Annotated in this window: 23 protein-coding genes; 9 read left to right on the forward strand and 14 right to left on the reverse strand. The window is 52.9% G+C overall.

Features of this window, described 5'->3' with window-relative positions; all coding sequences use genetic code 11:
• Nucleotides 1-100: 100 nt before the first annotated feature.
• The 3 genes from dnaE to IMCC3135_RS23535 are packed head-to-tail and all read right to left on the reverse strand — an operon-like array spanning nucleotide 101 to nucleotide 4,814.
• The gene (gene dnaE, locus IMCC3135_RS23525) at nucleotides 101-3,649 is read right to left on the reverse strand and encodes a DNA polymerase III subunit alpha (protein ID WP_088919817.1); all 3,549 of its coding nucleotides are present in this window, start codon (nucleotides 3,647-3,649) and stop codon (nucleotides 101-103) included.
• Nucleotides 3,646-4,257 (reverse strand): ribonuclease HII, encoded by a 612-nt coding sequence (rnhB, locus tag IMCC3135_RS23530; RefSeq protein ID WP_088919818.1) that lies wholly within the window; start codon nucleotides 4,255-4,257, stop codon nucleotides 3,646-3,648. The genes dnaE and rnhB overlap by 4 nt, the downstream gene beginning before the upstream one ends.
• A gap of 23 nt (nucleotides 4,258-4,280) precedes the next feature.
• Nucleotides 4,281-4,814, reverse strand: coding sequence for a lipocalin family protein (locus IMCC3135_RS23535; RefSeq protein ID WP_169727517.1), 534 nt, complete (start codon nucleotides 4,812-4,814; stop codon nucleotides 4,281-4,283).
• Nucleotides 4,815-5,035: 221 nt separating this feature from the next.
• Here IMCC3135_RS23535 and IMCC3135_RS23540 point away from each other — a divergent pair, with 221 nt between their 5' ends.
• On the forward strand, nucleotides 5,036-5,596 hold the full coding sequence (locus tag IMCC3135_RS23540) for a hypothetical protein (protein ID WP_088919819.1): 561 nt from the start codon (nucleotides 5,036-5,038) through the stop codon (nucleotides 5,594-5,596).
• Between the two features lie 72 nt (nucleotides 5,597-5,668).
• On the opposite strand, the gene IMCC3135_RS23545 is transcribed toward IMCC3135_RS23540, so the two are convergent.
• The 4 genes from IMCC3135_RS23545 to IMCC3135_RS23560 all read right to left on the reverse strand — a co-directional run bounded on the left by IMCC3135_RS23545 (nucleotide 5,669) and on the right by IMCC3135_RS23560 (nucleotide 9,664).
• Complete coding sequence (locus IMCC3135_RS23545; protein WP_236994837.1) at nucleotides 5,669-6,616, reverse strand: calcium/sodium antiporter; 948 nt, start codon at nucleotides 6,614-6,616, stop codon at nucleotides 5,669-5,671.
• A gap of 157 nt (nucleotides 6,617-6,773) precedes the next feature.
• Nucleotides 6,774-7,646 (reverse strand): urea carboxylase-associated family protein, encoded by an 873-nt coding sequence (locus tag IMCC3135_RS23550; protein ID WP_088919821.1) that lies wholly within the window; start codon nucleotides 7,644-7,646, stop codon nucleotides 6,774-6,776.
• A 6-nt stretch (nucleotides 7,647-7,652) separates the two neighbouring features.
• On the reverse strand, nucleotides 7,653-8,792 hold the full coding sequence (locus IMCC3135_RS23555) for a vWA domain-containing protein (protein WP_088919822.1): 1,140 nt from the start codon (nucleotides 8,790-8,792) through the stop codon (nucleotides 7,653-7,655).
• A complete protein-coding gene (locus IMCC3135_RS23560; RefSeq protein ID WP_169727518.1) occupies nucleotides 8,789-9,664 on the reverse strand; it encodes an AAA family ATPase in 876 nt (291 codons plus the stop codon). Before IMCC3135_RS23560 ends, IMCC3135_RS23555 begins: the two co-directional genes overlap by 4 nt.
• Nucleotides 9,665-9,955: 291 nt before the next feature.
• Between IMCC3135_RS23560 and IMCC3135_RS23565 the strand changes: the two genes are divergently transcribed.
• Nucleotides 9,956-11,356 (forward strand): M20/M25/M40 family metallo-hydrolase, encoded by a 1,401-nt coding sequence (locus IMCC3135_RS23565; RefSeq protein WP_088919823.1) that lies wholly within the window; start codon nucleotides 9,956-9,958, stop codon nucleotides 11,354-11,356.
• Nucleotides 11,357-11,363: 7 nt separating this feature from the next.
• Here the strand turns inward: IMCC3135_RS23565 and IMCC3135_RS23570 are convergent, their stop codons facing one another.
• Entirely contained in the window at nucleotides 11,364-12,239 is an 876-nt protein-coding gene (locus IMCC3135_RS23570) for a fructosamine kinase family protein (RefSeq protein ID WP_088919824.1), read from the reverse strand.
• Between the two features lie 79 nt (nucleotides 12,240-12,318).
• On the opposite strand from IMCC3135_RS23570, the gene IMCC3135_RS23575 reads away from it, so the two are divergent.
• From IMCC3135_RS23575 to IMCC3135_RS23605, 7 genes are all read left to right on the forward strand, one after another.
• Entirely contained in the window at nucleotides 12,319-13,005 is a 687-nt protein-coding gene (locus tag IMCC3135_RS23575; RefSeq protein ID WP_157736230.1) for a histidine phosphatase family protein, read from the forward strand.
• 125 nt (nucleotides 13,006-13,130) lie between these two features.
• Nucleotides 13,131-13,787, forward strand: coding sequence for a CDGSH iron-sulfur domain-containing protein (locus IMCC3135_RS23580; protein WP_088919825.1), 657 nt, complete (start codon nucleotides 13,131-13,133; stop codon nucleotides 13,785-13,787).
• A gap of 24 nt (nucleotides 13,788-13,811) precedes the next feature.
• The gene (locus tag IMCC3135_RS23585) at nucleotides 13,812-14,930 is read left to right on the forward strand and encodes a CaiB/BaiF CoA transferase family protein (protein ID WP_088919826.1); all 1,119 of its coding nucleotides are present in this window, start codon (nucleotides 13,812-13,814) and stop codon (nucleotides 14,928-14,930) included.
• Between the two features lie 222 nt (nucleotides 14,931-15,152).
• Nucleotides 15,153-16,799, forward strand: coding sequence for a hypothetical protein (locus tag IMCC3135_RS23590; RefSeq protein ID WP_088919827.1), 1,647 nt, complete (start codon nucleotides 15,153-15,155; stop codon nucleotides 16,797-16,799).
• Nucleotides 16,800-16,836: 37 nt separating this feature from the next.
• Nucleotides 16,837-17,535 (forward strand): hypothetical protein, encoded by a 699-nt coding sequence (locus tag IMCC3135_RS23595; RefSeq protein WP_088919828.1) that lies wholly within the window; start codon nucleotides 16,837-16,839, stop codon nucleotides 17,533-17,535.
• 49 nt (nucleotides 17,536-17,584) lie between these two features.
• Nucleotides 17,585-18,283 (forward strand): hypothetical protein, encoded by a 699-nt coding sequence (locus IMCC3135_RS23600; RefSeq protein WP_088919829.1) that lies wholly within the window; start codon nucleotides 17,585-17,587, stop codon nucleotides 18,281-18,283.
• Nucleotides 18,284-18,332: 49 nt separating this feature from the next.
• On the forward strand, nucleotides 18,333-19,031 hold the full coding sequence (locus IMCC3135_RS23605; protein WP_088919830.1) for a hypothetical protein: 699 nt from the start codon (nucleotides 18,333-18,335) through the stop codon (nucleotides 19,029-19,031).
• Between the two features lie 293 nt (nucleotides 19,032-19,324).
• Here IMCC3135_RS23605 and IMCC3135_RS23610 read toward each other — a convergent pair whose 3' ends face one another.
• The 6 genes from IMCC3135_RS23610 to IMCC3135_RS23635 all read right to left on the reverse strand — a co-directional run bounded on the left by IMCC3135_RS23610 (nucleotide 19,325) and on the right by IMCC3135_RS23635 (nucleotide 26,154).
• A complete protein-coding gene (locus IMCC3135_RS23610; RefSeq protein WP_088919831.1) occupies nucleotides 19,325-20,893 on the reverse strand; it encodes a GMC family oxidoreductase in 1,569 nt (522 codons plus the stop codon).
• A 98-nt stretch (nucleotides 20,894-20,991) separates the two neighbouring features.
• Nucleotides 20,992-21,570, reverse strand: coding sequence for a Twin-arginine translocation pathway signal (locus IMCC3135_RS23615; RefSeq protein WP_205737686.1), 579 nt, complete (start codon nucleotides 21,568-21,570; stop codon nucleotides 20,992-20,994).
• A gap of 167 nt (nucleotides 21,571-21,737) precedes the next feature.
• Nucleotides 21,738-23,375, reverse strand: a complete 1,638-nt coding sequence (gene groEL, locus IMCC3135_RS23620; protein ID WP_088919832.1) for a molecular chaperone GroEL — start codon at nucleotides 23,373-23,375, stop codon at nucleotides 21,738-21,740.
• 227 nt (nucleotides 23,376-23,602) lie between these two features.
• Nucleotides 23,603-23,974, reverse strand: a complete 372-nt coding sequence (locus IMCC3135_RS23625) for an MmoB/DmpM family protein (RefSeq protein ID WP_088919833.1) — start codon at nucleotides 23,972-23,974, stop codon at nucleotides 23,603-23,605.
• An 18-nt stretch (nucleotides 23,975-23,992) separates the two neighbouring features.
• Nucleotides 23,993-25,057 (reverse strand): aromatic/alkene monooxygenase hydroxylase subunit beta, encoded by a 1,065-nt coding sequence (locus tag IMCC3135_RS23630; RefSeq protein ID WP_088922032.1) that lies wholly within the window; start codon nucleotides 25,055-25,057, stop codon nucleotides 23,993-23,995.
• A gap of 35 nt (nucleotides 25,058-25,092) precedes the next feature.
• Nucleotides 25,093-26,154, reverse strand: coding sequence for an NADH:ubiquinone reductase (Na(+)-transporting) subunit F (locus IMCC3135_RS23635; RefSeq protein ID WP_088919834.1), 1,062 nt, complete (start codon nucleotides 26,152-26,154; stop codon nucleotides 25,093-25,095).
• Between the last annotated feature and the right edge of the window lie 74 nt (nucleotides 26,155-26,228).

The raw sequence follows: 26,228 nt of genomic DNA on the forward strand, positions 1-26,228 counted from the left end.
GGCATTCAGTGGGTACTAGTGTACTGGATAGTGGAGATTGTTGAAATTCAAACAGTTCCGTTAATCGCAAAGTGCGACCGTTGACCGGCGATTACGACACTCAATACAGTAGTTCAACATTACCCTCACCGGTTAGTCGACCTAACTGGTCGATCAATTCCAGCTGTGGGGTCACCGCCCAGCGATTACCAGCCCGAATGCGGGCTTGCGCCTGATCGTTCTGGTAGCTGAACCATACTGGAATTGTTCCGCTCTTGTAATTCGACAGCGTACTGATCATCTCGTCCAGCGCACCGGGCTGGCAGTTCTGACCATTGAGACGAATCAGTAACTGACGTGCAAATCGTCCTCGGGCACTCGCCATATCGTATATTTCGCGCGCCTTTATCTTGAAACCACCGTTGAATTCGTCCGGACTTATATCGCCATCGACGATCAACACCTCATCCTTGACGATCAGATGGCCACTACTGTCTATCTGTTCGCCCCGCATGGTTACCTCGATCCGTGCAGTCCCATCGTCCAGAGTGACAAACAGCATGCGCCCATGATGCCCATCACGCTGTCGCACTCCCATGACCAGCCCCGCGGCAACCACCGGCACGCCTCGTGGTCGGAAAGAAGGACCAGAATCGGCACTGTTAGCCTTGCCGCAGACCACCTTCAGCCTGCCGTGAGTGAAATTACCCAGCTCGGCCAGATACTCATTGATCGGATGGCCACTCAGATACAGACCCAGCGTATCTTTTTCGGCCCGCAGACGTTCGCGATCACTCCAGTCAGGCAACGTGAGCATCAGCTCCGGCTCATCGGCTTCTACCGGCTCACCCAGGCCGAACATATCGTTCTGACCGGCGGCCTTGTTCTTGTGAAACTGATCCGCACCGCGCAATGCGCTGGCCAGATGCGCCCACAAGCTGGCCCGGTTGGGGCCCAGCACATCGACAGCTCCGGCCTTGACCAAGGCTTCAAGCACCCGCTTGTTCACGGTGCCAGGCGCAGCTCTGCGACACAGGTCATCCAGAGAATCAAAAACACCGTTCTGATCACGCGCCTCCAGCACATTGGCCAGTGCCGCCTCACCGACGCCCTTGATAGCGCCCAGGCCATACAGCACGGTTTTCTCGTCTACCACTGAAAAACGCACCGATGAACGATTGATATCCGGTGGCAGTACGGTCAGCCCCATGACATTACATTCATCGATCAGACCGACCACCTTTTCGGTGTTGTCCATATCAGCCGACATAACAGCCGACATGAAAGCGGCCGGATGATGACATTTCAGCCAGGCGGTCTGATAGGACAACAAGGCATAGGCGGCCGAGTGCGACTTGTTGAAGCCGTAACCGGCGAATTTTTCCACCAGGTCGAAGATATTGCCCGCCAGCCCAGGGTCGATGTCATTGCCGGTACAACCATCCAGAAAGACCTGGCGCTGCTTGGCCATCTCTTCTGCCTTCTTCTTACCCATGGCACGACGCAGGATATCCGCGGTGCCGAGCGAGAACTTGGCCATGACCTGAGCGATACCCATGACCTGTTCCTGATACAGGATGACCCCGTAGGTCGGCTCCAGTATGGGTTTCAGGATTTCCAGCTGATAATCTTCATGTGGCCAGGCCACTTTCTTGCGGCCATGCTTCCGGTCGATAAAGTCATCAACCATGCCCGACTGCAAAGGCCCCGGTCGATACAGGGCCACCAATGCGATGATGTCCTCAAAACTATCTGGACGCAGGCGTTCAATCAGGCGCTTCATACCCGCGGATTCAAGCTGGAACACCGCCGTTGTCTGCGCATCCTGCAGCAGCTTGTAGGTGGGTGCATCATCCAGCGGCAAGGCCAGCAGATTCAGCGGTTCATCACGATGCCGATCAATCTCCTTGACCGCATTATCGATAATGGTCAGGGTACGCAGACCCAGAAAGTCGAATTTGACCAGTCCGACATCTTCTGCGTCATCCTTGTCAAATTGCGTCACCAGGCTCGAACCGTCAGGCTCGCAGTACAACGGTGCAAAGTCGGTCAGCGAGGTGGGTGCGATAACCACACCCCCGGCATGTTTGCCGCAGTTACGCGACAGGCCTTCAAGCGACAGGGCCATATCCAGCAAGGCGGTGACTTCTTCGTCTTCCTTGTAGGCCCGGGCCAGATCCTCAGACTCGGCCATAGCCTTGGTCAGCGTCATGCCAACCTCAAAAGGCACCATCTTGGAGATGCCATCGACAAAACCGTAAGGGTGGCTCATGACACGACCCACGTCACGCACCACCGCCTTGGCAGCCATGGTGCCGTAGGTGATGATCTGCGAGACTCGGTGAGAACCGTATTTCTGGGACACGTACTGAATGACGCGATCGCGCCCATCCATACAGAAATCGATATCGAAATCCGGCATCGATACCCGCTCAGGATTCAAGAAGCGCTCGAACAGCAGGTCATAGGCCAGTGGATCCAGATCGGTGATCGTCAGAACGTAGGCCACCAGGGAGCCGGCACCTGAACCACGACCCGGACCGACAGGAATATCGTTATCGCGTGACCACTTGATGAAGTCCGCAACAATCAGGAAGTAGCCGGGGAATCCCATACCGGCGATAACGTCCAGTTCACGCTTGAGCCGCGCATCATACGGGATGCGAATCTCGGCAAAATCCGGTCGACTGGTGTCATAGAGTTGCTTGAGGCGCGTTTCCAGGCCTTCTTCTGCCGAGGCATAGAAGAACTCGGTTTCGGTCATGCCCTCAGGGATCGGGAAGTCGGGTAGAACCGGAGTACCCAGCTTCAGGGTCAGATTGCAGCGCTTGGCAATCTCCACGGAGTTTTCCAGCGCGATCGGAATATCGGCGAACAGTTCATGCATCTGCTCTGCAGACTTGAGGTATTGCTCTTCGGTCACCAGTTTCGGCCGACGCGTATCCGCCAGTACATATCCGGTCTGAATACAGAGCCGTGTTTCGTGCGCACTGAAATCACCGGCTTTCAGAAAGCGGACATCATTGGTGGCCACCACAGGTATATCGGCCTTGACGGCGATATCGCAGGCACCCACGATGTACTGCTCTTCAAATTCCTTACCGGTGCGGCACAGCTCCAGGTAATAGCGATCGCCGAAAACTGTTTGCCAACGGGTAGCCAGTTCCAGAGCTTCGTCAGCGTGGCCACGTTTCAACGCCTGTCCGATATCACCCTCTACACCACCTGATAGTACGATCAAGCCTTCGTTCGCCTCGAAGATCCATTCCAGGTCGACGATCGGTGAGCCACTGCTCTGCCCTTCCTGATAACCGCGCGATACCAGATTGGTCAGATTGCGATAGCCATCGGCATCCTGCACCAACAGGATGACACGGGATATCTCGTCATCGGGCAGTGCGCCACGCACCCCCATGTCGACCCCGGCAATCGGCTTTACACCAGCCGCCAGAGCGGCCCGGTAATATTTCACCAGAGAAAACATATTGCAGCGATCAGTTACCGCTGCCGCCGGCATGCTCTGCTTTACCTGTTTGGCCAGCGGTTTGATGCGTACGGTGCTGTCAACCAGCGAGAATTCAGTGTGAATGCTCAGATGTACGAAGGCAGGCGCTGCCGGTGATAGCTCGGCAAGCTCGACAATGGCCGTATCCACGTTCTCGTCCGTCATGGAGCGGGTACCACCTGGGTTTGACTGGCTGCCCGCTGCAGAGCTTCGCGAACAGGTTTGAAGGAGCGCCTATGCAGAGGCGTGACACCATGCTCGATCAGAGCCTGGCGATGCTGGGCAGTCGGATAACCCTTGTGGCCGGCAAACCCATAGTTCGGGTACTGCTCATGTAACTCCATCATCATGTGATCGCGCATGACCTTGGCAATGATGGAGGCGGCGCTGATGGACTGTACTCGCTGGTCACCCTTGACGATCGCCTGTGAGGGACAGTCAACTGTCGGACAGCGATTACCGTCGATCAGTGCCAGATTGGGCCGGACACCAAGTCCCTCCACGGCACGTGACATGGCCAGCATGCTGGCATGCAGAATATTGATGGTATCTATTTCCTCGACACTGGCTTCAGCAATGCAGAACGCCAGTGCATCACGGCGGATAATAACGTCCAGACGCTCCCGAGTGGCCTCGTTGAGCAGTTTGGAATCCAGCAGACCTTCAATGGGCTTGTGCGGATCAAGTATGACCGCTGCAGCCACCACGGGGCCTGCCAATGGACCGCGGCCAACTTCGTCGACACCGGCTATCAAAAAGGGCTGTATTTGCATCTGCCAAGGATACTGCCTCAGCGTCAATCTCCCAAGCCCTGATCGACAAAAATAAGCTCTCCGACTGGAAAGCCCATCGCATCCGCCTGAGCGATAAATGCCTGTTTCTGCTCATCACTGACGGTAGGTGTGCGCGACAGGAACCACAGATAGGAACGATCATCCCCAGCCACATAGGCCTGAGTGTAATTTTCGTCCAGATCGAACACCGCATAGGTCCCGAAAAAAGGCCCGAAGAACGACACCTTCAAGTAACCCTCATCTTGCTCTCTGGCGAACCTGGCCCGGCCTTCCGCCTCGCTCCATTCCCCGTTTTCATCCAGCCCCTTGTTCAGAACCCGGATCTGACCATTGTCCTTGAGGCTGTATTCTGCCGAAACGTTACTCAATCCTCGCTCAAAACGATGATCCAGACGCGCTATTTCGTACCAGGTACCCAGATAGCGATCAACTTCAAAGTTCTGCACCGGCGTAATGCCCTTGGGCAGTCCTCCGGCACAGGCTGACAACAGCAACAAACTGCCCAGCGATACCAGCCAGCTCAGCGATCCTTTCATGCCTGATCTGCCTCCGAGCACACTTTGGCGGGGCAGTAATAAGGTCAATCGGTCAAGGTAACGTTGCATTTCAAGCACTCGTAATTTGTGGCGAAGGATGAGTCCGTGCTAATAATCATTTGCATGCAGCATGACTGGACAATGGGTGCCCTCCCGATTTTACCAACCCATAAACAAGCGATCAGTCGACACTGATCGACTCAGCCGCACAGGTAACACCGATGCAGAGTTTTGAATTTGACCTTGAAGAGGATCATCCGGACGAACCCGCTGTTGGACTGATCGTGCTGCAAACTGACGAAACCCTGGAGCATGAGCTGCGTCTTGGCTTGCCAGACAAGATACGGTTGTTCCATAGTCGAATTCCCAACAGCGTCGACATCAGCACCGACAGCCTGCTTGCCATGAAAGCGGCCATGCCGACAACACTCGCACTGCTCCCCTCAACAACCGCCTTCCGGGTCATTGTCTACGGCTGCACCTCAGCCGCTACCGTCATCGGTGAGCAGGCTGTTACAGAAACGGTCCGGTCGGTGTTTCCGCAGGTTGCGGTTACCAATCCCCTGAGTGCCATCAAGGCACGCCTGACATCACTGCAGGCAATGGAGGCACTGATAGCGGATACCAGCGTCGATGCCATCGTTGCCTCCTGCACCAACCTGCGCATGTCCGGCATGCCCTCAGATGCCAGCGCACGATTGGGTGTGCCGGTCATCAGCAGCAACTCAGCACTGATCTGGCATATCCAGACACTGTTAGACGCCTGCCACAAAACAGACTGAGCTGCTGCGGGCGCTATTACCGGACAGTCTCCTGAAGGTTCATGAAACACGCTGAGTGCCTGATGCGCAAACTCAGGCTAACGTGACTAGCTGATAGAGGATATAGCCTGCATAGCCGAGTATCAGCAGTGCGCCTTCTCGACGCGTGATGCGCCAGCCGGTCATCGCCACAAGGATCAATAGTGCGGTGGCTACCAGCATTACCCAGATATCAAAACTGATAATGGTGGCAGGCACCTGTAACGGTTTGACCAGGGCGGTGACACCTAAAATACCCAGAATGTTGAACAGATTACTACCCACCACATTGCCAAAAGCCACATCGCTCTGCCCCTTGCGTGCAGCAATTACGGAGGTAACCAGTTCGGGCATGGAGGTGCCGATGGAGACAATGGTCAGACCGATGACAGCCTCCGAGATGCCCCACGCTGTCGCCATGGAAACCGCAGCACCCACCAGCAACTTCGCCCCGATAATAGTGGCCAGCAGTCCGCCAATCAGCAAGCCTGCAGACTTTGGCATTGACAGCGGCGCCGCATCGATTGATTCAGCTTCTGCATCATAGACATCACCCGCTGGCGACTTGTGCTTTCGCTCCAGATAGATTGTCGACCCCAGATACAGAAACAGGAAAACCAGTAGCAGGCTTCCGACCGGGCGACTCAGTGAGCCCATGACAACTACCGCCACACATAACAGCGTGGCAAACACCAACATGGATCCGTCACGCTTGAAGGCGTTCCGGGAAACGGCGATGGGCAAGACCAGTGCCGCCACACCCAGAATCAGCAGAATATTGGCAATGTTGCTACCCACCACATTACCAACCGCGATACCTGGCGACCCGACCATCGCTGCCTGCACACTGGTTACAAGCTCTGGTGTGGAGGTACCAAAACCGACCAGCGTCAGACCGATAAGCATCGGTGAGACATTGAACTTGTGGGCAATGGACACCGCCCCTCGTACCAGCCACTCACCACCCAGAATCAACCCGGCGAAACCGAGTAGTAGAAGCACTATGTTCAAGTTGTTTTCCGACAGTATCCGATTGATTGTCGAGATCTGCCTTCAGCAGTTCACGATGGCGTGAGAGTGAGGTGAAGTTGCACGTTTTCAAGCGCTGAGAATAAAAATATCAGCTTACGATTTCTCCAGACCCGATTATTGTTTCCGGCTATAGACCATGACTGCGATCGTAGGCGTTTGGATCCTCCGGCGTAAAGTCTGCCAGCATCTCATCGGAAGGTGCCAGGATATCTACTTGCAATGGATAACACGGCGTTTCGTCATCCGAATGACTGCTGCCGCAATCACCACCCGGACAGGCAGACAGAGCACCCAGCAACGGGATATCAGCCAGAAATTCCAGATAGTCTCCCGGGCGAACCGGGCTTGCCTTCATGAAATACTGATGCGTGTCTTTGGTAAATCCGGTACACATGAAAACATTCAGTACATCATGAACAAGGGCTTCGACATCCTGAGTATTGCGACCCAGCTCGCTGGCCATCGCGCGTGTCAGGTTCGAATGGCAGCAGTGATGATAATCAACACCCTTCAGCAGACGGTTGGTATAGGGGTCACAGCGCGTACCGATAACATCATGCACACCACCGCCATCGGCATCCCAGCCATACCATTCCAGCGTGTCGTATGTGATGCTCGCCATGGCCCTGATGCCCGGCATGCTCGACCAGAGTCTGTCGCCACGAGTCAGGTGTGTTGCATGTAACTGCCTGGTCTTGCCGCTGAAGAAACGCTCGGACAAATCCTCAGAATTCCACAGGTTCAAATCGCCCACTTGCGGACCTTCGACACTGATAATGCGAAAGCCATAACCGGCAGGCACCTTGAAGGTGGAGGCCTCTCTGGGTGGCACCATGATGGTGTCGACCACTCGCAGGCTGCTACGCCATTTTTCCAGCCACCCTGAATCACGCCGAGGCACTGAATCGACGTTGTAACAGACAACCGGAGGGGCTTGCTGGCGCAGACTGGCATCATCGGGGCGGTTCATGAAACTCTCGCGTGTCTTGGAATTGTGCATTGACTATCAGGCCAGCAGCTCTCGCTCAAGCTCGATCAAGGTCTCAAGGTTATGAGCACTGCAGTAACGATCCACATAAGGTACTACCGGATCCATGTACTTGTCAGCCTCACCCGGCTCGAATCGTCCGAGCAAGGGATTGACCCAGACAAGCTTGCCAGCTCGCCGCTGTATTTTTTCCACTTGTTCAGCCAGTTGCAAAGGTGTGTCCGTATCGCAACCATCACTGAAAATCAGAACCGTCGTCCTGGTGTCGACGCAGCGCATGAGATGCTGCTCATTGAAACTTTCCAGTGAGCCTGCTATCCGCGTTCCACCCAGCCAGCCCTTGCCCAGACGATTGAGTGTGCGTTCGAAATCGGCTTCACTCAAACGCGCATGGCCGCGGCCCAACTCACTCAACTCGGTGTTGAACACATAGGCATCGGATCGCTGGAAAACACACATCAGAATTCTGGCAAAGCGCATGAACAGGCGCGCATAAACATCCATTGACTGACTGATATCGAGTAACAGAACAAAGCGTCGCAACCTGGGCTTCTTGCGCCGATAGCGCAGTTCTACCGGACGCCCTCCATAGCGTAGCGATAAGCGACTGGACTTGCGCAAGTCGACACTGGCACCTCGGCTTGCGATGTATTCGCGCCGAGAAACTCGTCGCCTGGCACGCCTTGCCACCTGCTCCACCAGGTGCTCGATTTTGCGCATCTGACGTGCATCGAAAACAAACCGGAAATCGGCCAGCGACAATGCCTTGAAATCGCCAGCACCATAGACCTCCTCCTGCTGCTGTTGCTTTTCCGAGGTGCCTGCCAGCCCTACCAGACGTTGCCGCCCCGTGCTAGCACCATCCAGCTTAGGCTCAGACTGCGTATCCGGCTTTTCACCGTCGACATCCAGAGACTCACCCACAGCCTGCCAGAAAGTCTCAAACAGGGTATCGAATCGCTGCCAGTCACGCGGGCTGCGACAGGCACAAGCCCGTGTCGTGTTTCGAAATTGCGTGCGGGATGTCGCGTATCCGGAGGCAGCCAGACTCTGGATTTCAAGCAGTGTGCCGGGGTCAACGACCAGCTTGTTGGCCCTGAGGTATCTGACAAAATCGTGCACGCGAATACGCAGATCGATAGCGAGCGACTCGTTCACGGTTGCCCGGGTCGAGAGGCGAATATCAATGCAGCATTGTCCCTTTTGACCAGAAGCAGATCCTCACGCGTCTTGATCAAAGCGGACAGACTTTGTTGAACCTGCTCGACTGAATCCTGCAAATCGACAATGCCCATCTGCATGAGCGAGGCCGCCCAATCCAGAGTCTCCGCCACGCCCGGTGCCTTGCGCATGGCCGCACCTCGCAGGCGCTGAACAACGCTCACCAGCTGCCGCGCCAGATGCGAATCGATGTCCGGCAGGCGGGCTCGCACAATAGCCAGTTCGCGTTGTTCATCCGGATAATCCAGGTAGTGATACAGGCAGCGACGGCGCAAGGCATCACTGAGTTCGCGCACACCGTTGGATGTCAGAATGACCTGTGGCCGCCTCTGCGCCGTGAAGGTGCCCAGCTCCGGAATGCTGATCTGAAAATCCGACAGCACCTCCAGCAGTAAAGCCTCGAACTCCTCATCAGCGCGATCAATTTCATCGATCAGCAACACCACCGGCGTCGTGCTTGAAATCGCACTGAGCAAGGGGCGCTTTATCAGAAAGTCATCACTGTAAAGCGTCTGCTTCAAGAGCGTCGGATCGGCACTGCCGGCCATCTGGATGGCCAGTAGCTGACGCTGATAGTCCCAGTCATACAAGGCATGCTGCGCATCCAGCCCCTCATAACATTGCAGGCGAATGAGCGAGGCACCCACGGTCTGCGACAGACACTTTGCCACCTCCGTCTTGCCGACCCCGGCCTCCCCCTCAATCAATAACGGTTTACCCAGCGCCTGCGCCAGCTCCAGCGCCGCCACCAACGCATCATCCGCCACATACCCCAACCCCTTGAACGCACCACCCAATTCCAACACCACCCCTCCAGGTCAGACCACCGTAAACGCTTGATATTTCATCACAATGTGCCTCACAACGATATCTTTATCGCCCTTAATCGACTATTAAATGCCTTGAAAAGCCGCGTTTAAGAGCAATACCACTCCAGATTTTAGTCCAGTACTGACACCAGCACACCTGGCGGGACTTTGGCCTGATCGGCGTTAAATGCCATAATTCGGGCTATAAAACCGTGTATCAAGGGCCCCATAGTGGCGAATTGTGCACATGAATTTAATATAATCAACTACATAGCGTGGTCCGACCCAGTGATGAGTGATGTTGAGCGTGTGTTGCAGCAGGTGGATGATGAGTTGCCGAAGGCTTTGGAGCGACTGTTCGAGCTGTTGAGTATTGACAGCATTTCGACAGACCCGGCTTACAAGGATTCTTGTGTGAAGGCAGCAGATTGGCTGGTGGAGGATCTGCGCAGCATCGGCTTCGAGACTCAGCGCCATGCTACGCCCGGACACCCCATGGTGGTAGGGCATCAGACAGGCGCCAATGACAAAGGTCCACACCTGTTGTTCTATGGTCATTACGATGTTCAGCCGGTAGACCCGCTGGAGCTGTGGAACAAGCCCCCGTTCGAACCCGCCATTGAGGACACAGAAAAAGGTCAGGTTATCCGGGCACGAGGTGCGGCTGATGACAAAGGTCAGCTGATGACTTTCGTGGAGGCGTGTCGCGCCTGGAAACAGGTGACCGGTTCCTTGCCAACTCAGGTCAGTCTGTTTTTTGAAGGTGAAGAGGAAAGTGGTTCACCGTCGCTGATACCGTTCATGGAAGCCAACAAATCGATGCTCACCGCCGATCTGGCGCTGGTCTGCGACACCGGCATGTGGGACAGCGAAACACCAACGATATCCACCATGCTGCGTGGCATGGTTGGCGAGGAAATCACCATCACCGGTCCTTCACTGGATCTGCATTCCGGTATGTACGGTGGCCCCGCCATAAACCCTATCCGCGTGCTGACCCGCATATTGTCTGACCTGCATGACGATGAAGGCCGTATCACGTTGCCCGGTTTCTATGAGGGGGTCCCTGAAATTACTGCCGAACTGCGTGAACAGTGGGCATCGCTGAGTCAGGACGGTAACGAGTTTCTGGAATCGGTGGGTTTGTCGACACCTGCTGGCGAGAAGGATTTTTCTGTTCTTGAACAGATCTGGGCGCGTCCGACCTGTGACGTCAATGGCATCAGCGGCGGCTATACCGGCGCAGGTTTTAAAACCGTATTGCCATCAAAAGCCATGGCGAAAGTCAGTTTTCGCCTGGTTGGTGATCAGGACCCGGTCAAGATTCAGCAGTCGCTGTACGACTTCATTGAAGCGCGTCTGCCGCCCGACTGTACGGCCACTTACCTGACCAAGGATGGCTCTAAAGCCACAGTCATGCCCGTGGATGCACCCGCCTTCCGACAAGCTCACAAAGCACTGAGCGATGAGTGGCAAAAAGAGGCCGTCTATGCAGGCTGCGGCGGCTCCATTCCGGTGGTCGGGCATATCAAGCAGATTCTGGGCATGGATAGCCTGTTGATCGGCTTCATGCTTGATGATGATGCCATCCACTCACCCAATGAGAAATACTCACTCAATAGTTATCACAAGGGCATTCGCAGCTGGGTACGAATCCTGGATGCACTGTCGCAGGATGAAGCAGCCACCTGACACTCGTTCAGACATAACGATTCAACGCCTCTTCGGTCGGGCCTGTATAGGCCTGGCCAAACTTGATGGCGTGCACGATCAGTGGTGCCAACTGGTGCAGGGATACTCGCTCCTGCCAACCGTCGGCCAATGGAAACTGTTCCTGATAAGCGTGAAAACACTCTTCGCCAAAACCACCGAACAATCGCATCATGGCCAGCTCAAACTCACGGTGCCCACCATGACTGGCCGGATCGATCAACCAGCTACAACCATCCGAATCCACCAGCCGATTGCCTGCCCACAAGTCTCCGTGTAGACGGGATGGCTGTAATTCCGCGTCCCCGTATTCGTCAAGGCGACTGGCGAGTGTCTCGATCTGTTGAACAGTGGAACGCCGCAAGGCATTACGCTCAGCCGCGATGCGCGCCAACGGCAACAATCGTTGCGAACCATAGAACTGCGACCAGGATTTTCCCGATGCATTCGGCAGACCCAGACTACCCGTACTGCGCTCATCCAGCCTGCCGAAATGCGAACAAGGTGCCTGATGCAAACAGGCCAGTGCACGCCCCAATTCTGCTTCAGTACTCGCAATGCGCGAACCCTCTTCGATCCATTGCAGCGCCAGAAAAGGAGGTTCATCACTCACAGCCAACACCGCAGGCACAGCCAATACCTTCACTTCCTGCAACCAGGCCAGCCCCCAGGCTTCCGTGGTGAAATGACGCGGTGGCGGATTGGCGTGGGTCTTGATGAAAACCGATTCCCCCGGTTTCAACGCTGACGACAACTCAGCCTCCATCACAACAGCACGCCAGCTCTGCGCAAAGTCGCCACCGCCCAACGGCTGCCACTGCCCCAGCGTGACCTTCAGCTTTTCCTCGACTGTTTGTCGCCACATGCCTCAACGCTCTACACAACTTCAACCAGCTATACGTTACCCTATCCACTCCCACCCACCTGAAGGTTCTGGTTTCATCATGCGCTTACATATCGTTCGTCACGGTCAAACCCACTGGAATGCCGTACGGCGAATTCAAGGCCAACTGGAATCCGAGTTGAACGATAACGGCAAGCAGCAGGCCAGAGACCGTGGTGCTGACATCGCCGATTTACACCTGAGCGCGGTGTATTCGAGCAGCAGTGTCCGCACCCGTCAAACCACCGCACTCATCCTCGGGGAGCGGAACGACTTTGTAACCTTTCGGGACGATTTACGAGAAGTCCGGTTAGGAATCTGGCAGGGACGTATGTGGGCTGATGTAGAAAAGGCACACCCAAAGCTGGTCGAAGCACACCGGGTTGCCTCGCCCTCCTTCGAAGTGGAAGGCGCTGAGAACTCCTACGAGGTACAAAAGCGCGGCGTTCGAGCCATCGAGTCAATCATCAGTGCCCATACGGGCGCTCCAGACGATGCCAACATTCTGATCGTCAGTCACGGCGCCATCATGAAAACCATCCTTGCGCACTACTCCAATGTCGCACTGGGTACTCTGCACACCTTGCCCGAATTGCCCAACTGCGCGCACTGCATTATTACTGTTGATCGGCACTTGCGCTCGGTAGAACAGATAGCCAGCACCCCTTTTAATGAAACAAGCTGGACGCAGGCGGCTAAACAGCCCTCACTAACAACCGTTGACATGAACAACGTGCCACGCGCCTAAAACAATCTGATTGGACAAGAGCGGTCAACGAGTGCATGTTCGAACCATGACTCGTTTTCTGCTTCATGCAAGGACGAAGTGGTAGCAAAGACGTATCGGTAGCCGAATAATCAGGAGCCTGATCCATGACTGACAAGAGCATCAGAAACTATACCGGCAAGCATGCCACCATTGCCTGGGACAAGAAGCTGTGTATCCACGCAGGTGATTGCATTCGTGCCGACGGAGATCTGTTTGAGCTAGGCCGCAAACCCTGGTGCAGCCCGGATACCAGTAATAATGAGGATATCCTCGATATTGTCAGCCGTTGTCCTTCAGGCTCATTGTCCGTCGTCTTCACAGATTCTGACAAGGCCGAACTGGCACCGATACAGAACACCATCACCGTCGTCTACGACGGTCCGTTACAAATCAAGGGCGAGCTACAGATAGAAGGCGTAGCAGAGGATGACTCGGCCGGCCTGATGTTTCGTGCCTCGCTGTGTCGCTGTGGGCTGAGCAAAAACAAACCGTACTGCGATAACAGCCACAAGCAATCAGGTTTCAATGATGACGGTGCGGTGAATAACCCGGGCACGCCACTGGAAGAGAACGGCGGTCCGCTGGCCATCACATTGCGCGAGAATGGCCCCCTGTTCATCAGCGGCAATGTGCGAATTGTTGCTGCCAGCGGTACCACTGAATGGCAAGGTACAAAGACAGCGCTATGCCGTTGTGGCCACAGCAAGAACAAACCCTTTTGCGACGGTACCCACCGAAGCGAACAATGGCAGGCAGATTAAGAACCCTAAAGGCATGAAACAGATATGAGCAATGCGCCTCTGAACGGGATAAAGGTTATCGAACTGGCCCGAATTCTGGCAGGTCCCTGGATCGGACAGACCTTGTCCGATCTGGGGGCAGATGTGATCAAGGTAGAGAGCCCGGCTGGGGACGATACCCGCACCTGGGGACCACCGTGGATCGATATTGATGGTGAACAAAGCGCGGCCTACTTCCATGCCTGCAATCGTGGCAAGCAGTCCGTCGTGGTTGATCTGAAAACCGAAGAGGGTCGCAAGAAAGTGCTCGACTTGCTGGACGGTGCCGATGTTCTGATCGAAAACTTCAAAGTGGGCGGACTAGAACAATACGGACTTGATGCCGCCACTTTATGCAAAGCCTTCCCCTCGCTTATCTATTGCTCAGTCACAGGCTTTGGACAAACCGGCCCTTACGCCAGCCGTGCCGGTTACGATTTCATGATTCAGGGCATGAGTGGCATCATGGAACTGACTGGTGAACCCGAAGGCGAACCGCAGAAAATGGGCGTCGCCTTTGCCGATATCTTTACCGGCCTGTATGGCGTGATTGCTGTCCAGTCTGCCCTACTGCAGCGCCAGACGACGGGGCGTGGTCAACATGTGGATCTGTCACTGTTCGATTGCATGACGGGAGTGCTTGCCAATCAGTCCATGAATTACCTGGCCAGCGGCCAAGCTCCCACCCGTATGGGCAATCGGCATCCGAACATTGCCCCCTATCAGACCTTCCCTGTCAGCGATGGGCACTTGATCATAGCGGTCGGTAATGATGGTCAGTTTCGACGTCTATGCAAGCTTCTGCAATTACCTGAACTGCCCGACGATGAGCTCTACTCCAGCAATGCCGCACGTGTGACAAACCGGGACTCTCTCGAACAACTGCTCGTGGCAAAAACATCACTCTGGACCCGCGATGATCTGCTGCAGGCGCTGGAGAAATCCGTGGTCCCTGCCGGCCCGATCAACAGCGTAGCCGACGTTTTCGCTGACCCTCAGTTCATCGCCCGAGGCATGAAAATCGAACCGGATGGCATTCCGGGTGTACGAACCCCAATCCGCTTCAGTGACAGCACCTTGAACCTGGAACGTCGCGCCCCGAAACTCGGGGAACACGACGGGTAATCTGAAACTCGGAAACCGTGACTATCTCAGGTACTGGTAATGCCTGCAAAGTGCGCCGCAAGAGGCATGCAAGCACGCATTGCTTTAATGCGCGAGCATTTGCCAAATGCGACCGCGTCGAGAGTGAATATTTGGACTACTAGGGTTTCCCCTAATAGGCAAACGTAACCCATGGCGATACACTGAGGTTCCAACTAATAAAGTCACAAGGATGTGTGCAACATGATAGTCAACAGCCAAACTCGGCCAGTCGCTCGTGCGCCTTCATTCAGCAGCGATTCATCAAACGAATCCGACAAGCCAGCCAATCTGGCTGAAGACAGGTCGGTTATCCGGCCCGTTCCTTCAAGTAATCGCGGCTTTGGTGATACCTCAGCGTTACGTGATTCTGTACTTTCAAAAAGTTTGTCCAATGAGTCCAGGCCGAGTGGCGACCTACAGAATGACTTCGTAGAGCAGTTTTCCAATCTGGCCACAGACAAGGAAGCTTTTCATGCGACGCTGCAGGATGTCTTCGGCGATAACCATGATACTCAGGCTGGCGAAGCAATTCGTCAGCAGGCACTGGCTGGTGATTTCAGCTGGATGCCCGAAGTCAGATTTGTTGATGCAGCAGTTCTTGAAGGGGCTCAAGGGGCTTATGACTCAACAAATGACAGGATTCTGATCAGCGCTGATCTTAAAGGTACGACACAAGGCGCTGCGGTATTGACCGAAGAAGTTGGCCATGCGTTGGATAACAGGTTGAATACATCGGACACAGCTGGAGATGAAGGTGAACTATTCCAGATGTTGTTATCGGGCAAGGCGCCCAGCACTGAACAGAGGCAAGCGATGCTGGTGGACAATGACCATGGCAGTATCGTTGTTGATGGTGAGGAGGTCGCCGTCGAATTTTTTAGTTTCAACCCTTTCCGCCCTTTAGAGTCGATTTTGGATGAGATCATCCCCGACGACCCTGTTCAAGAGTTTATTCAAGAAGAAATAATTGACCCTGTCGAGGATTTTATTGAAGATGAGATCATCGAACCGATTGACGAGCATATCGTGCAGCCGGTCATTGACCTTGGTGAAAGCATTATTGATATCACCGTCGATATTTTCACCTCCCCGGTCGAATTAGGCCAAGTTGCTTTTGCAGGCATAGATGATTTTGTGTCTGCCTTGGGAGATGGTGATTGGTCAGCGGCAGGCCAGGCGATAGTGGACAACTTTGTTGATTCATTTCATGCCGCAAACGGACAGCTCACAGATACACTGGTGATGAGTCTCCACATGGCCGTCAATCTGGTTGAGTCGACGGCGGGGATAATCGAGGAGCGTCCACTGAGTCAGAATGAAATTGACTATCTGCGCCCCATTTTTGGTAATTCAATCGATTACAGTGAAGTGACTGTTCAAAGCGGCGGGGTCAAGGAATTGCTCAATATGCGTGCAAATGTCGTGGGTAATGATATTTTCATGTCCGAAGATGATTTTGCGGATGGTGGCCCTGGCCTGACAGACGCGGGGCTGGTCACGCTGGGACATGAAATGGGCCATATCTGGCAGTTTCAGACTCAGGGTCCGGAATACATCCATACGGCTTTAGCGGATCAAGAAAATCACGGCAGTCAGGGAGTTGGAACCGGTGAAGCCTACGATTGGCTCCACGTAGCTGATCAGGGTGTGTCATTCAGCGATATGGGACCAGAGAGGCAGGCTGAACTGGCTTCGTTCATTGGTCAGATAATTCACAAGAGTACCGGACAGCTTAACGGGGATATGGCCAACAAAGAGCTTCGGAAGATATTTGGTAACGACTACTGGATGCCTGCGGAAACGTGGGCGTTAGTCAACGAAGCTCACACGATACTTCTTGACGGATAAGATCGTTTCACCTTTAATTGGATGAGCACACACTAGTATGAGAAAACACCACTGCCTGGCGGTTTTTCTATGTTTATTTGTTCTGAGCGGTTGTGAATCATCTTCGCGCAACTGTGACGGATTTAATCATCCGTTGGCAGAGGCGTGGACAGGCAATGACGGTTTGGGTGAGACGCGTTCTTTTGTCGACAATGCCGGCAACCGCAAGACCTATGCGTTGCAGTCGATTGACAAAACAGACCCTAGAGTCAATACCTCAAACGGTTCGGATTCCAACCTGGTGCCTTGTTATGAAACGGCGCAATATCAGTATGTGCAAACCAATGCTGATATTGCCTACTCGCTCGATTTCCTTCAGAGAGATATCCGTGGAGATCAGCCTACGGAAGATCAGAACGTGACTCTGACAGTGAACACGCAGAACCCTGTGGGCACGAACACCGATTCAAACGTAAGGGATTGGTGGTGGTTAACCAGTTTTGATCTAAATTACTCATCAGATTCTCCCGAGAGCACAACCTGGCCCGGCAATGGGAGCTATTTCCCTGAAGCCACCATAAACGGAAATGTCTATGTGGATCTACTTCAGCACACATTCAATAACAACAGCGAACGATTCACCAGCGGGTTGGTTGATGAAGAGGCACAGTGGGTTCGACTGGTGGTTGCCAAGGATTTCGGGCTTGTACAATATGAGCTGTTGAACGGTACCGTTTACACACTGGACAGGGAATAAGCAGACGAACTCTGTTTGACATCAATCAATTGCATGAGCATCCACTAATATGAGAAAACACCACAGCCTGGCGGTTTTTCTATGTTTATTTGTTCTGAGCGGTTGTGATTCATCTTCGCGCAACTGCGACGGGTTTAATCATCCATTGGCAGAGGCATGGACAGGCAATGACGGCTTGGGAGAGACACGCTCCTTCGTTGATAATGCCGGCAACCGCAAGACCTATGCTTTGCAGTCGATTGACAAAACAGGTCCTAGAGTCAGCACCTCAAACGGTTCGGATTCCAATCTGGTGCCTTGTTATGAAACAGCGAAGTATCTGTATGTGCAAGCCAATGCAGATATTGCCTACGAGTTCGATTTCCTTCAGAGGCAAATCCGTGGAGATCAGCCAATAGACAATCAGAGTGTGACTCTGGTAGTGAATACGCAGAATCCTGTGGGCACGGACACCGATTCAAACGTAAGGGATTGGTGGTATGTAGATGATCTTGAGTTTAATACCACATTGAATCCAACCGAGAATACAACCTGGCCCGGCAATGGGAGCTATTTCCCTGAAGCCACCATCGACGGAAATGTCTATGTGGATCTGCTTCAGCACACATTCAATGACAACAGCGAACGATTCACCAGCGGGTTGGTTGATGAAGAGGCACAGTGGGTTCGACTGGTGGTTGCCAAGGATTTCGGGCTTGTACAATATGAGCTGTTGAAAGGTACCGTTTACACGCTGGACAGGGAATAAGCAGACGAACTCTGTTTGACATCAATCAATTGCATGAGCATCCACTAGTATGAGAAAACACCACTGCCTGGCGGTTTTTCTAGGTTTATTTGTTCTGACCGGTTGTGATTCATCTTCGCGCAACTGCGACGGGTTTAATCATCCATTGGCAGAGGCATGGACAGGCAATGACGGCTTGGGAGAGACACGCTCCTTCGTTGATAATGCCGGCAACCGCAAGACCTATGCTTTGCAGTCGATTGACAAAACAGGTCCTAGAGTCAGCACCTCAAACGGTTCGGATTCCAATCTGGTGCCTTGTTATGAAACAGCGAAGTATCTGTATGTGCAAGCCAATGCAGATATTGCCTACGAGTTCGATTTCCTTCAGAGGCAAATCCGTGGAGATCAGCCAATAGACAATCAGAGTGTGACTCTGGTAGTGAATACGCAGAATCCTGTGGGCACGGACACCGATTCAAACGTAAGGGATTGGTGGTATGTAGATGATCTTGAGTTTAATACCACATTGAATCCAACCGAGAATACAACCTGGCCCGGCAATGGGAGCTACTTCCCTGAAGCCACCATCGACGGAAATGTCTATGTGGATCTGCTTCAGCACACATTCAATGACAACAACGAGCGATTCACCAGCGGGTTGGTTGATGAAGAGGCACAGTGGGTTCGACTGGTGGTTGCCAAGGATTTCGGGCTTGTACAATATGAGCTGTTGAACGGTACCGTTTACACGCTGGACAGGGAATAAGCAGACTAATTCTGTTTGACTTCGACTAACTTGACCGGTCTTTGCGTCAATTGCCATGACCGGTTGAGCATCTGATTCCTACATTTTCTTCTTTTGCTGTCAGAGTCGGCTTCTACGGTTTAAAATCTTAAGTGCAACCCCCTATCAGCGATTGGGCACTTGATCATAGCGGGTAGGTAATGACGGTCAGTTTCGACGTCTATGCAAGCCTCTGCAATTACCTGAATTGCCCAACGTCGTGCCCCCAATCTGGGGGAACACGACGAATAGCTTCCGGGGGTTCGTTCACGAAATCAGATCATTTTGGACTTCATGGCCTCCGCAATATAGTCAGCTTGACGAATGGCCAGGCTGACAATGGTTAACGTCGGGTTCTCGGCCGCTCCTGTGGTGAACTGACTACCATCAGAGACAAACAGATTGTCAATGTCATGAGCTTGCCCGAACTTGTTGACGACACCCAGCGAGGCATCTGCACTCATGCGGTTTGTTCCCATGTTATGAGTGGAAGGATACGGTGGCGTGGGATATGTCTGAGTTGCACCCACTGAGTCATACAGCTCCATCCCCTTCTTATACGCATAGTTGCGCATCGCAATGTCGTTGGGGTGGTCGTCGAAATGGACATTGGCTACCGGCATACCAAACTGATCCTTTGCATCAGACAAGGTAATACCGTTGGTTTCCTGCGGCATATCTTCACCAACGAGCCACATGCCTGCCATATTCTCGTACCCATCCATGGCAGCGGTGAACTCCCGTCCCCATCCGCCCGGATTCAGAAAAGCTGCCATGAAAGGCACACCCAGTGACAATGTCTCCATCTCGAAGCCCCCGACAAACCCGCGACTGGGGTCCAGACGGGCTTCATCGGAAATGATACCGGCCATCGTGGTACCACGATACATATGTACCGGCTCTTCAAACACGCCATAGACCGAACCGGTCATGTGACGCATATAGTTCTTACCAACCTGCCCCGACGAGTTAGCCAGACCGTCCGGAAACATGGAGGAGGAAGAATTAAGCAGAATTCTCGGGCTCTCTATCGAATTGCCCGCGACACAGACTACCCGTGCTTTCTGCAACTGTTGATTGCCATCGGCATCCTGATACAGAACACCACTGACTTTACCCTTGTCATCGTGTTCTATTTTGAGCACATGCGCCTGCTCACGGACTTCAAGTTTGCCAGTCGCCTCACCCTTGGGAATTTCAGTATAGGCAGTTGACCACTTCGCCCCCATTTTACAACCCTGGAAACAGAACCCCAGCTGCCGACAAGAACCGCGATCATCACGTGGCTGTGAATTGATAGCCATACGTCCTGAGTGGCACTCCTTGTAACCCAGTTTGTCTGCCCCAGCCTTCATGACCTTGAAATTATTATTACCCGGCAATCCGGGGATATCGTTGGTACGCGTGACCCCCATCTTGTCTTCAGCTTTGGCATAGTAGGGCTCTAACTCCTTCAGAGTCACAGGCCAGTCAAGAAGATTGGCGCCGGGAACATCGCCATATTCTGTCTTGGCACGAAATTCATGATCCTGAATACGCAGAGAAGCACCTGCCCAGTGTACGGTAGAACCACCGACCGCTTTCACGATCCAGGCTGGCAGGTTGGGAAAATCCTTCGCGACTCGCCAATCGCCCGAAGTAGTCCGCATGTCTGTCCAGGCAAGCTGCCCGAAGCTTGCCCATTCATCATTCAGGTAGTCGGCAGGCAGGTGTCTGGCACCGGCTTCCAGAGCAACAACGTCAATGCCCTTCTGGGCCAATTCATTTGCCAGTGTGCCGCCACCTGCACCGGTGCCGATGATAACAACCACACTGTCATCATTTAAATCATAGGGAGCTGCCATGTTTTTGTTCTCTTTGTCTGTTTAGAATTTGGAACCGTGTATCGCCAGAAGCCTCGCGATTGAAATCAATGATTACTGTGCCTGAGCAACTACCCTCATCAAAGCCAGTTAACATCATCAAATCCACGTTCCAGGTATCCACCTTTTTCAAATGAAGACCCCTCATAGCCCAAAATAGACCAGACCTCATGTTGGTTGTACAGACTCACTACAAGCCCACCCCTCACAGTTTGAAAAAAACCTTCCTGTTCCATTGTTTTAAGAATGGCAACCCGGTCAATTTCCCAACCGGTACCTACATAAGACCCATGCCCATTCGCCTTCGCCATTTCATCCAGACTCGCGATGCCTGCCTCAATCATTGCCTTGTAGTCGGCATCTTCTTCGGCTTTTTCTTCATGCCCCTTTACAGCTATCGCGTAGAGTTCATCACCAAATCTGTCGTGAGGATAGATGTCTCGCGCCATCTGCACCAGCGTTGCCATTACTTCGGGCGATAACGTTTTTGTTTCCAGTGCCCAGGCGGCATTACCAGCGGCAAGAAATCCGTTACCAACCATCAAACCAGCACCAATTCCAACCCCTCGTTTCAAAAGCTGACGGCGGGTCATCTTTCCTGCAACAGGTGCTTTGTTACGTACAAACTCAATAGTTTTAATATTGGATATATCAACCATTTTCACTCCTCCAGACTCCATTAGTGCTTAGGGCTCGTAAAATACTCAATCAGCCCTTACCTGCTTGAAACGACAGTGACGTTACAAGCCCTTCAATTCCTACCGGAAAATGAGCGTAAGCGCAAGCCTTACGCTATTGCTCACTTCAACAGATCCTGATATTAAAATCAGGGACGCCCCAGAAGCTCAGCCCCACCACCAAGGGCCGGACCTGCAGTAGGATCAGCCTCGCCTTCAGCCAGATCAGCTATCAACGTCTCTGTCGTCAGGATAAGTGTTGCAACAGAAGCCGCATTGACCAGCGCACTAGTGGTCACTCTCACAGGGTCGATAATTCCGGCCTTGAACATATCGTTGTATTCGCCAATGGATGCGTCATAGCCTCGCCCTGAATTCGACGCCAGAACATCTGCTTTCACCGCATCGGCATCGGCACCGGCATTGAATGCGATTCTTTCCAATGGCCGTGTCAGCACGGAACACAGTAGTTCTATCCCTGTACGTACATCGCCTTCATTGTCTGCACTTACCTCTTCCAGTTTATGACCAATCTGTGCCAGGGCAGTACCACCACCGGCAACAACGCCATCCTCCGCAGCTGCTTGCACGGCACACAGCGAATCTTCGATCAATTGGATCTTGCGCTTCTGCTCTACTGGCGTGAACCCACCGACACTGATGACCGCCATGCCACCCGATAGTTTGGAGAGTCTCTCTCGTAATTTGTCCTGGTTGATATTGGGAGGCGAAGCATCATGCTGACGCTGGACTTGCGCTTTTCTTGCCTTGATCGCAGCACTGTCGCCATTGCCACGAACAATACTGGTAAACGAGGAGCTGGCGATGACTCTTTCGGCACCACCCAGTTGCTTCAAAGTAATGTTGTCGATGGTCTTGCCCAGATCACGCGCCACGACCTCTCCCCCTGTCAGGATGGCCAGATCATCCATCATGGCGGTGCGCCAATGCCCGTATTCTGGTGGATGAACAATCAAGTATTTTCCGACACCATCATCGTCCATTAAAGAGACAACTACCGAGGGTGCAATTTCTTCGGCAATGATCAAGAGCGGACGACCTTCGCCCTGGGCAATCTCCCGTGCCTTGGCCAGATGGCTCGGATCAAGAATCTTGTGATCCGTCATGAGAATGAGTGGGTTCTCAAGCACCGCTTCCATCTTCTCTTCATTGGTCACCATATGGTGGGAAAGGTAGCCTCGTTCAAACGACATACCCTCGACGACATCAAGCGTGGTGTTGACAGTCACCGAGTAATCCGCACTAATGACCCCCTCCTTGCCCACTCGATGATAGGCCTCCGCCACCATGGCACCCAGCTTTGGATCTGTTGCAGCTACGGTAGCAACAGCAGTCAGATACTCAGGGTGCTCATCGCAGCTGCGCGCGCTCTGCAAAAGCTCGTCAACGACAAGCTGTACGGCAATATCGATGCCTTTACATAGATCTACCGGCCTGACTTTCCCGTCATTGATGTTCACGCCTTTTTGAATCAGTGCATTTGCCAATACCATGGCCGTCGTCGTGCCATCACCAGCCACCTCATTTGTCTGCATAGAGACTTCCCTGACAACTTGTGCCCCCATGTTCTCGAATCGGTCTGACAATTCAATCTCGCCAGCAATCGAGACACCGTCACGGGTCACAATGGGAGTACCTATCGGGCGGTCTACCATTGCATTGAGTCCTTTGGGCCCAAGCGTTGGTTCGACAGACGCTGCCAGTTGTGCGACCCCTTTTGCAAGAGCACGCCGTGCGTCGGAGCCGTGGAGAAGTAGCTTTGCCATAAAATTCAATTGTCCTTGAAGTAGCTGGAACGATCTGGCAGTTCCTGGATTCAGAGGCTGGCCTATTGACCGGATTCCCTGATATGAAGATAGAGTAAAACGCCTTCTGCAGAGCGACTCACCTTGAACACTCTTGCCGAGTTAAATAACAAGGCTGTCCCCCTACAGAAGGTTTGACTCGGACTGATAATCCGACGTCGTTTTTCAGACCTGAAGCTGTCAGAGAATCACTCGATATACTCGAACATATCCTCCATGTTTCCATAGAGAATGATGGTGTTCTCATCAACGCGGACCATGCGCCCATAGTGAGTGGACGTATTTACTTCAAAGATCTCCGCCGTCATTTCCCGACCCAGAAACTCACCGATCTCATCCATCTTGAATACCAGCTTGCCTTCACCATCCACGCGTATGGTGGCCGGGTTATGAGTCACGGTTACCGCAGGGTCCTCGTCCATGAACTCGGCAATGGCACGGGCCTCCACGGAATCATTCATTGTCACACCACATTGGTGTGAGATGGTTTGATCGAACTTGATGTCTTTCATCGACTTGAAGACATTCTGATTTGTCGAATTACGCGCTGACTCTGACATTCGAAGTGCTCCTTGTATTTAGCGGCTAAGGCCGAGTTCGCTCAGAATATGATCTACGCGTTCATGCGAGATGGCTTTTACGTCCTGGAAAGACACAGGTTTGGAATGTGCCTGTGACCAGATCGGTTGCAAGCTGTTAGCAGCTTTCTCTGCCAAAGCACCATGCTTGTCGACCCAGGACTGAAAGACGGATTTATTCTGCTCAGCAAACTGCTCATCATTAATCAGCACATACATCAGATCGATGGTGTTCGCCAGGTTGCGCTCGTAATCAGCTTCGGCGGCAGAAATCACGGCGGGCGTCATGAAATCATTATTGGCAGCTGCTGCCTGCATCAGAAATCCTGAGCGAAACAACTCACCAACCAATGGCTCGAAGATGATGTTGATGGCGAAGTACTGCTCCAGATAATCTTCAGTTCCCATGATGGTTTCAATTGCTTCACGGCAACCTTGCCAAATGGGATCTTCCAACCATGCTTTCTTACCCAGCTCATCATCCCATCCCTCTATGTCCATACCGATTTCAGCAAGGAACAACGTGATGTCCTGTGACAAACGCAGCTTGTAGGATGAATTGGTCAGTATTGCATTGTTGATCATCTGCGTATAACCATAACGCTGTGCTTGCATCAACGATGTTCCCAACCCAAACTCGACATGCTTCCAGGCACTCATATGTGTTTTCAGGACCTTGTTCCAGGACTGATCTAAAGCCTTGTGTGCGCCCGTTTTTCGCGCATTGGAAACCACGCCCTGCACCATCGTTTCAATTCTGGCTTGCCGCTGGTAGTGGGTTCTTTCCCATTCCTGATCGGGTGCACGGTAATCATGCCAATTGGAGCTCTTGATAGCCGTATCTTCCTTGCGATACGCACCAGCACCTTTGCCACCGCGAAAATCTATGATCCAGTCCTGTATCAGATAGCGCTCAGGATCCGGTTGAACGTCTACTGTGACATCCTCGTAGTGCGTTGCTCGCCTACCTCGCGGCTCAAAGTAGTTGTACTTTCTACTGTTGGAACCGACAAATGTTGCCGCGCCGGCTGCACCTGAGCCGACTGAACTGGATGTTGCTACCATGATAATCTCCACTGGGTATTGTTGATGATGGTTTGTTAGTGGACCGACGAGGAACCTGAAGTCGGTGTGAATTTGTCGAAGAAAATTCGATCGGTTTCAAAATCATTCATGAACAGTATCGGTGCCAACGCTTCGATCATTGGCGGTGGCCCGCAAGCATAAACGTCACCTTGCCCCTGAATATCCAGTTCCTGAAGTCGACGCTCGACACTTTCGTGAACGAATCCACGCTCACCGGTCCAGTCTGAATCCTCTTCTGCATGACTGAGTACCGGTATGAATTCGACCAGAGGATATTGCTCGGTAAGACTTTTTATCTCCTCCAGCTTGATCAGATCATTCTCGGTACGTGCTCCGTAGAAGAATAGAATCTGCCTATCCTCTGCGCTCACCACCTGGTCGTTGAGAATGGACCAGACTGGCGACATACCGGAGCCAGCACCAACGAGAATAACTGGCCCTTCTCGCTCTTCACGCCTGAAGCACATTCCGAATGGGCCTGAAATACTGACGGAGGCACCTACTTTGATACCGCCATCGTCCAGTTCATTTGAAAATCGTCCATCAGGATATTTCTTGATAATGAATGACAACTTCTGAGCTTCGCTGGGTGGGTTGGCCATGGAGAAGGAACGTGTAATCGTCTCTCCACCAGCTGTCGATACCGTGATATCCACGTACTGCCCTGCCCAGAACTTCAACGGCGCGTCTATCTCTATATCCACGCCACGAATATCATGTGAAAGAGCGCTGAAATCGACGATCTTGCCTTCGTAGGTTTTGACGGGAATCGATCTGGACAACAACTCTTCATCAAAATTGAGCAACTCGATTTCGATATCACTATAGGCCTTGGTACAACACATCAGAATGTGGTCACTTTCTCGCTCGAAGTCATTCAATGCAAATGTTGAATGCTTGAGCAGTTCGATCTCACCTTCGAGCTTTATGCACTTACAAGCGGAGCATTGCCCCTCCTTGCACCCGTGAGGCAAGGCAATACCCTGTCGAAACGCAGCATCAAGAATTGTTTCATCTTCCTGGACTTCAAACTCCAGCCCTACCGGTTCCAACCGTACGTTATAGACTTCACTCATATCTAACAGCTCCTGAAATCGAATTCTCTGCAATTTTTATTGGGATGCGATGTGGTCGTGCGATGGCAGAGGCT

The sequence above is a fragment of the Granulosicoccus antarcticus IMCC3135 genome (genome assembly GCF_002215215.1).
Lineage (GTDB): Bacteria > Pseudomonadota > Gammaproteobacteria > Granulosicoccales > Granulosicoccaceae > Granulosicoccus > Granulosicoccus antarcticus.